At 35.4% G+C, this 7,611-nt stretch carries 6 protein-coding genes and 2 pseudogenes; 1 reads left to right on the top strand and 7 read right to left on the bottom strand.

Annotated elements, in window-relative coordinates; all coding sequences use genetic code 11:
* Positions 1 to 753: 753 nt before the first annotated feature.
* The 3 genes from rplI to rpsF are packed head-to-tail and all read right to left on the bottom strand — an operon-like array spanning position 754 to position 1,831.
* The gene (rplI, locus tag BUC21_RS13265) at positions 754 to 1,197 is read right to left on the bottom strand and encodes a 50S ribosomal protein L9 (RefSeq protein WP_073403208.1); all 444 of its coding nucleotides are present in this window, start codon (positions 1,195 to 1,197) and stop codon (positions 754 to 756) included.
* A gap of 14 nt (positions 1,198 to 1,211) precedes the next feature.
* Positions 1,212 to 1,484 carry a 30S ribosomal protein S18 gene (gene rpsR / locus BUC21_RS13260; protein ID WP_008759740.1) on the bottom strand — a complete coding sequence of 91 codons (273 nt, stop codon included), beginning with the start codon at positions 1,482 to 1,484 and terminating at the stop codon, positions 1,212 to 1,214.
* Between the two features lie 2 nt (positions 1,485 to 1,486).
* Complete coding sequence (gene rpsF / locus BUC21_RS13255) at positions 1,487 to 1,831, bottom strand: 30S ribosomal protein S6 (RefSeq protein ID WP_073403206.1); 345 nt, start codon at positions 1,829 to 1,831, stop codon at positions 1,487 to 1,489.
* Positions 1,832 to 2,007: 176 nt separating this feature from the next.
* Between rpsF and BUC21_RS13250 the strand changes: the two genes are divergently transcribed.
* Positions 2,008 to 2,454, top strand: a complete 447-nt coding sequence (locus BUC21_RS13250; protein WP_073403204.1) for a MarR family winged helix-turn-helix transcriptional regulator — start codon at positions 2,008 to 2,010, stop codon at positions 2,452 to 2,454.
* Between the two features lie 315 nt (positions 2,455 to 2,769).
* Here the strand turns inward: BUC21_RS13250 and rprY are convergent, their stop codons facing one another.
* From rprY to BUC21_RS13235, 4 genes and pseudogenes are all read right to left on the bottom strand, one after another.
* Complete coding sequence (gene rprY / locus BUC21_RS13245) at positions 2,770 to 3,471, bottom strand: response regulator transcription factor RprY (protein ID WP_073403202.1); 702 nt, start codon at positions 3,469 to 3,471, stop codon at positions 2,770 to 2,772.
* A gap of 4 nt (positions 3,472 to 3,475) precedes the next feature.
* Positions 3,476 to 4,717, bottom strand: a pseudogene (locus BUC21_RS13240) (sensor histidine kinase); the annotation flags it as partial.
* An 84-nt stretch (positions 4,718 to 4,801) separates the two neighbouring features.
* Positions 4,802 to 5,026: pseudogene (locus tag BUC21_RS16780) on the bottom strand (two-component sensor histidine kinase); the annotation flags it as partial.
* Between the two features lie 260 nt (positions 5,027 to 5,286).
* Positions 5,287 to 7,446, bottom strand: coding sequence for an elongation factor G (locus BUC21_RS13235; protein ID WP_073403197.1), 2,160 nt, complete (start codon positions 7,444 to 7,446; stop codon positions 5,287 to 5,289).
* Positions 7,447 to 7,611: the final 165 nt, after the last annotated feature.

Below are 7,611 nucleotides of genomic sequence, written 5' to 3'. Positions count from 1 at the left end.
AATGATAGAACTTCAGCGATGCTAGGAGAATTCATTTTATTCATTGTTCAAAGATAAAGAATTAACACTTATCCCACAACTTTTTATACTGAGCCCTATTTCGCCCCCCAGAAAATAGATCAACTCTAAAATCCGATTAATACTTGTTTTATGCAAATACCATTTCAAACCTATAAATAAAAAATGGTATATTTACCTATTATCCTATTCAAGAGAAATAGGAGGTAACAAACCTCATAATTACACCTGTATTTTTACTTTAAACAGCCTATTAGTTGCAAACACTATCCTTTCCTGGTAGATATATTAAATTCACATAAAACAACATCAGAACGCAAATAAAATGGCACTCACAACAGCTATACATCACAAAAACTCAAAAGACAGGCATCTACAACCTTCACATACAATTCCCCTTAAGAAGAGTATATAAAATCCTATAATACAAAATAACACTTAATATAAGACCAGAAAAGAGATCACTCGGACATAGAAGTCCTGCATTAACAAACAAGTTATATCACTCAAACAGAATAAGAATAAAACAAAACAGAGCTTTCAGATCGAGAATTTATCACTCAACTTCTTCTAACCTATCACACGCCAACATCTTTATTTCTGGCTAATAATTAATCACCAAACCCAACACAGCAATCCATAGTACTCTTAACTACTAATCATACTCAGCATTGCACAAAAAAAAGAGACCACCTCGACGAGATGATCTCTTTTATATCTTAGAATAAAATTCTATTATTCAGCAACTACTTCAAAAGGAATTTCAACAGAAACTTCTTTGTGTAATTTAACTACAGCCTTGTAAGAACCAACTTCTTTTACAGCGTCCTTAACAACGATAGTTTTTCTATCAATTTCGAAGCCAAGCTTAGCTAATGCATCTGCAATCTGAATGTTAGAAACAGAACCGAAAATAGTACCTGTAGAGCTAACTTTAGTTGCAATTGTAAGAGATACACCTTCAAGTTTAGCAGCAAGTTCTACTGCGTCATTCTTAATTTTCTCTAGTTTGTGTGCACGTTGCTTCAAATCTTCAGCTAACATTTTCTTAGCCGATGGAGTAGCAATAACTGCTTTTCCTGTAGGAATAAGGAAGTTACGTCCATAACCGTCTTTAACAGTTACGATGTCGTTCTTATAACCCAAATTTACGATATCTTCTTTCAATATAATTTCCATACTATTCCTCCTTATTATTTCATCATGTCAGTTACATATGGTAATAACGCCAAGTGACGTGCTCTCTTAACTGCTTGTGCAATTCTACGTTGGAACTTCAAAGAAGTACCAGTAATACGACGAGGAAGAATCTTTCCTTGTTCGTTTAAGAATTTTTTCAAGAATTCAGGATCTTTGTAGTCGATATATCTGATACCGCTTTTTTTGAAACGACAATATTTTTTCTTCTTAACGTCTACTGAAGGTGGAGTCAAATATCTGATTTCCGATTGAGTTTGTTGTGCCATGATTAATCCTCCTTTTTTGTTAATTTTACATGTCTTCTCTTAGCAGCGTATTCAGCAGCATATTTATCCATTCTGAAAGTCAAGAAACGGATAACTTTTTCATCACGACGGAAAGCAATTTCCAACTTTTCAACTACTGTAGGTTCAGCGTTGAATTCTACTAACTGATAAAAACCAGTTGACTTTTTCTGAATTGGGTAAGCCAATTTCTTAAGTCCCCAATTTTCTTCATTGATAATCTCAGCTCCTTCAGCTTGAAGAACAGCTTTGAATTTTTCTACCGCTTCCTTCATCTGAACATCAGATAAAACGGGAGTTAAAATGAAAACGGTTTCGTATTGATTCATACTCGTTTAATTAATAAAATAAATACTTGTTTTTATTGAGTGTGCAAAGGTAAACATTTAATTCTTAACCACAAACCATTTTAATTCTTTTTTAATTTTATCGTTTTTTCACCTAGCAGCATTTATATTTTAAAATAAGAATATTATATTTGCAAAGTTGTTTAAACAATAATTTCATGATAGAACAATTCAATTTTGATATTCAGCTAATTTTCGCCATACTAAATGGCAAAGTTTCGGCAGCTATAAACAGGAAATTGTCCCGTAATTTTAGACAGAACAATCTAGATATCAGTCCAGAACAGTGGACTGTGCTAATCTTCTTATGGGAAAAAGATGGAGTTACCCAGCAAGAGTTGTGTAATGCAACCTTTAAGGACAAGCCAAGCATGACTCGTTTAATCGACAATATGGAAAAGCAACACCTTGTGGTACGTATATCTGATAAAAAAGACCGTAGGACAAACCTTATACACCTCACAAAAACCGGGCGTGAAATAGAAGAAAAAACAAGGCTGGTTGCAGCATTGACATTAAAAGAAGCGTTATACGGTATACAACTAAAAGATTTAGAAATAAGTCAAGAAGTGCTTCGTGCCATATTCCATAATACTAAGGACTAGTTCTATATGATATAAAAATAAAAAGGAGCTATACAAAATGATCTAACCCCAAAAAGTTATATGGATTAATAAAATTATAACGAAAGAGTCTGGTAAAATACCGGACTCTTTCGTTATAATCTCAGTTAGATTCTATCGTCATTATAATAATTGATGTATTTCTTTGTGCTAACAGAGAAACATTTCCCACCAAAAATATTATTCTTCACTACTTTTACCTTACAATCCTTTTAATGGGAATTACTTTAGAATCCGTAATAAACAACAAGAGCTGCCCATTTGCTGGACAACTCCTTAAATATATGTGTTGTTTAATTATACTTCAGCTTCAGGAGTAATCAGTTTATATCCTTTTCCATGGATATTGATAATCTCAATTGATTCATCTTCCTTCAAATGCTTACGAAGTTTTGTGATATATACATCCATACTTCTTGCATTGAAATAATTATCATCAATCCAGATTGTTTTCAAGGCAAAATCTCTTTGCAAAATCTCGTTAGCATGAGCGCAAAGAAGACCAAGTAATTCTGATTCCTTTGTTGTTAGCTTAGTCTGTTTGCCATCAATAGATAAGATTTGTTTTTGTGTATCAAAAATAAACTTACCAATCTTATAAACATTACTTTCTTTATTCTTTTTACCTCTTACTCTTCTCAGGATTGCTTCAATTCTGAAAGTAAGTTCTTCCATACTGAATGGTTTGGTCAAATAGTCGTCAGCTCCTATTTTGAAGCCTTCAAGTATATCATCTTTGAGTGTTTTTGCTGTTAAGAATATAATAGGAATTTCAGCGTTGGCAGCACGAACTTCTTGTGCCAAAGTAAATCCATCTTTCTTAGGCATCATAACATCAAATACGCATAAATCATACTTATTCTTCAAAAATGCCTTATAACCAGCCTCCCCATCAGGATATAGCTCTGCAGAATATCCTTTAGCTTGCAAATATTCTCTCAAAAGCATGCCAAGATTCTCATCATCTTCGCATAATAAAATACGCATTTTCTCGTCCATATTATTAATTATTTAGTAAAGGTAATACAATTATAAATTTACTTCCCACTCCAGGTTCACTTTCAATCCGTATGGTTCCCTTGTGATCCTGAATTATTTTTTTTACATAAGCTAATCCCAGTCCAAATCCTTTTACATCGTGCAAGTTACCGGTATGAACACGATAGAATTTATCAAATATCTTTTTCAGATCTTCTTTCCTTATCCCGATACCATTATCTGCAATAGAAACACATAACTTACCCGGTTCGTTCCAGGTGGTTACTGTAAGCAACAAATCATCTTCCGGCTTCTTATATTTCACAGCATTATCCATCAAATTAAAGATCACATTTGTAAAATGCATCTCATCCACAAATATATTAGGATCTTCAGCTTTTAAATCAGCGGTGATCTTTCCGTTATATTTCTCTACCTTTAGGGTAAAGGTGTTAATAACTCCCGAAATCAAATCGTTTGCATCAACCTCTTTCATCTTCAGCGTTGCCTTCTGACGTTCGAACATTGACATCTGAAGCACCTTTTCAACCTGGAACCTCAACCGTTTTGTTTCATCATTTATCACGCCCGATATATGCTGGAACATTTGCGGAGATTTACCCACTGCCGGATCTTTCAACATTTGAGCAGCAAGAGAAATTGTCGATATAGGCGTTTTAAACTCATGAGTCATATTGTTGATAAAATCATTCTTCATCTCTGTCAGCTTCTTCTGTCTGAAAGCAATATAAATGGTAAAGATAAATGTGATAAGCAATACCAATGTAAATGCTAAAGATGGAAGCATAAAGCTAATGGAATCAAAAATATAATCCTGCCTTGAAGGAAAATGTACCTTCACAAAACTAATTCTTGACGGTGGATCGTTAGGAAAAAGAATTTGCGTATACGAATTCTCACTTCCTACATCTTCATAATCGGGACATCTGTATGCCTCTCGCCCATCTTTATCTGTAACCGTAAAGTGATAAGGAATATCAATTCCGTTATTAACAAACTCGGATTTCAGATACCCATCCAGGTTTTTGAAATTAACACGTTCACTTAATGCTTTATCACTTGACTTATAGAGAATATTCAATACTACTTCATCCAGCAGAACTCTTTGATGCAGGTATCTGTTTTTTATAGCTTCCTGCAGCGACTTTGACGTTTGAAGTATATTATTTTCTCCATGCTTTCTTGAGATCATTGCCTTAGGCAACCCTGAAGGCTTTGTCATCGTTGTTTTCAATTCAAAATCCGAAGAAGGAGAAGATATATCATAATGATGTGCCTCTACTTCTTTATCATTTTCAACAGCAACCGACTGTGGAACAGCCTGAGAACTTAGAGCAACACGCTCTGTCTCAGCCACATCTTTTTCGAGATATCTCAGAGTTTCGTCGTATTCCAAATTCTTAGAAACCTGATACAAACTTCTTTTTACCGATTCATCAAATTGTTCGTTACGCATTTTGACCATCTCTTCGATATAGCTTACCTGAAGGTAAAGTAAGCTAAGAAAAGAAAGCCCCATCACAATACCTAATATCCAGATTGTTGATTTTTTCATACAACAAATTTAACATCCCTAAATTAACACTCAAAGCGGATTAACCTGTTTTAACGGAGTGTTGTCTATAATTAACCGAACAGCACATTTTAATTAATATTTTGTATATTACAACAATATTAGTGCTTGTTTAGTTGCAAAAATAATATAAAATTAAGTATTTTACTATAAAAAAGATGAATTTATCAATCATTGTTAAAAAAAAGTCGCCGAATATATGTATAAACGACGACTTTAATCCTTTTAATATTGAATCTGTTTTATTCTTCTTTCACTTGTTTTGCTTCATGATCTTTGATTAACTTATCCTGAACATCGCTCGGAACAAGCTCATAACTAGCAAATTTCATAATAAATGAAGCCCGGCCGCCAGTAAGAGAACTAAGCGAAGTTGAATAAGAGGACATTTCTTTCAGTGGAACTTTCGCAACCAGCTTTTCAAATCCCTTTTCACTGCTCATACCCATAATCATGGCACGGCGTCCTTGCAAATCGCCCATTACATCACCCATCTTGTCACTCGGAACAAATACTTCCACATCGTAAATAGGCTCAAGAATCTTTGGTCCTGCATTTTTAAACGCTTCACTGAAAGCATTTCGACCGGCAAGCATAAAGGAAATTTCATTAGAGTCTACCGGGTGCATTTTACCGTCGTAAACAATAACACGAACATCACGTGCATAAGATCCGGTAAGCGGTCCCTGCTCCATTCTGGACATGATTCCTTTTAAGATAGCAGGCATAAAACGAGTATCGATAGATCCACCCACAATACTGTTAATGAACACTAATTTGCCACCCCATTCCAATGCCACTTCTTCAGTTCCTTTTACTGAGATTTTAAATTCCTGTCCATTAAACTTATAAGTATCTGGCACAGGCATTCCTTCTTTGTAAGGCTCAATAATAAGATGCACTTCACCAAATTGTCCGGCACCACCAGATTGTTTCTTATGTCGATAATCGGCACGTGCTGCTTTAGTGATAGTTTCACGATAAGGAATCCGAGGTTCCTCGTATTTAATCATTAGTTTTTCATTATTCTCCAAACGCCATTTCAGTGTACGAAGGTGGAATTCCCCCTGACCATGAACCAGAGTCTGCCTCAACTCTTTTGACTGTTCGATAACCCATGTAGGATCTTCCTCACGCATACGGTTTAGGATACTCATCATTTTCTCGGTATCGGCTTCATTCAACGGTTTTATAGCTCGGGTATATCTTGAGTTAGGGTATTTTATGAAGTTAAATTTATTATCGCAATCCCTTCCATTCAATGTATTGCCAGTCTTCACATCTTTCAGTTTCACGGTAGCACCGATATCACCAGCCTGAAGTTCTTCAACCTTTATACGGTTAGCACCGGCAACAACAAACATCTGAGCAATACGTTCCTTAGAACCTCTGTCGGCATTAGTCAGGTCATCCCCTTCTTTCACTTTTCCACTCATCACTTTGAAGTAAGAAACTTCGCCAATATGTGGTTCCACACTTGTTTTAAAGAAGTAGAGAGAAGTAGGTCCGTTAACATCCGGTGCAATTTCTTTTCCTTCCGTATTGGTTACTTTAGGCATATCAGAAACGTAAGGTACTACGTTACCAAGGAATTCCATCAATCGGCGAACGCCCATATCTTTTCCGGCGCAAACACAGAAAACAGGGAAAATACCGCGTGTTACTAATCCTTCACGAATACCTAAACGCATTTCGTCGGGTTCCAAAGTTTCCTTTTCGAAGAATTTCTCCATCAGGCTTTCATCATTTTCGGCAGCTGCTTCAACCAATGCTTTATGCATTTCCATTGCCTTATCCATCTCCTCAGCCGGAATTTCTTCTATTGTAGGCGCACCACCTTCAGGGGGCCACGTATATTTTTTCATCAAAAGCACATCAATCAGAGAGTTGAAACCCGGACCGCAGGATAAAGGATATTGAATTGGCACTACTTTAGGACCGTAGGCATCTTTTAATTGTTCAAGAACATTGTCGTAATCACACTTATCATTATCAAGCTGATTAACGAGGAAGATTACAGGTTTTTCAAATTTTTCAGTATAACGGAAATGGTTTTGGGTACCAACTTCAACGCCATACTGACCGTTTATTAAAATAATTGCAGTATCTGTAACATTCAAAGCTGTAACAGCTCCGCCAACAAAATCGTCTGAACCGGGACAATCAATCATATTCAATTTTTTCCCGTTCCATTCGGTATGGAAAACAGTAGAAAACACAGAATAGCCATATTCCTGTTCTACAGGAAAGTAATCGCTAACTGTGTTTTTTGCGGCGATGCTTCCTCTACGTTTTATAATACCACTCTCGAATAGCATCGCTTCAACGAGAGTGGTTTTCCCAGAGCCAGAACTACCTAACAAGGCTATGTTCTTAATTTCATTAGTCTGATATACTTTCATAATATATAAGATTTAAATTATTAACTCGGATATGTTTAACGCATACCTTTTTACTTGTGCGCAAATTATAAATTAAAATTTTCTAAAACAATTATTTAGCCGTGTTAGAGAACAATGTTGTGCAACACAACCTTAAGGTTAAATATATTTATAACTAGTGCTTAA

Origin of the sequence: Bacteroides luti (assembly GCF_900128905.1) — a bacterium.
Classification (GTDB): domain Bacteria; phylum Bacteroidota; class Bacteroidia; order Bacteroidales; family Bacteroidaceae; genus Bacteroides; species Bacteroides luti.
Note: the sequence above shows the minus strand (reverse complement) of the source record. Positions and strands in the feature narration are given on the sequence as shown.

Bases quoted from the DNA above. Each gene is read 5' to 3' on its own strand.
- rplI (WP_073403208.1), bottom strand. From the start codon at position 1,197: ATGGAAATTATATTGAAAGAAGATATCGTAAATTTGGGTTATAAGAAC.
- rpsR (WP_008759740.1), bottom strand. From the start codon at position 1,484: ATGGCACAACAAACTCAATCGGAAATCAGATATTTGACTCCACCTTCA.
- rpsF (WP_073403206.1), bottom strand. From the start codon at position 1,831: ATGAATCAATACGAAACCGTTTTCATTTTAACTCCCGTTTTATCTGAT.
- BUC21_RS13250 (WP_073403204.1), top strand. From the start codon at position 2,008: ATGATAGAACAATTCAATTTTGATATTCAGCTAATTTTCGCCATACTA.
- rprY (WP_073403202.1), bottom strand. From the start codon at position 3,471: ATGGACGAGAAAATGCGTATTTTATTATGCGAAGATGATGAGAATCTT.
- BUC21_RS13235 (WP_073403197.1), bottom strand. From the start codon at position 7,446: ATGAAAGTATATCAGACTAATGAAATTAAGAACATAGCCTTGTTAGGT.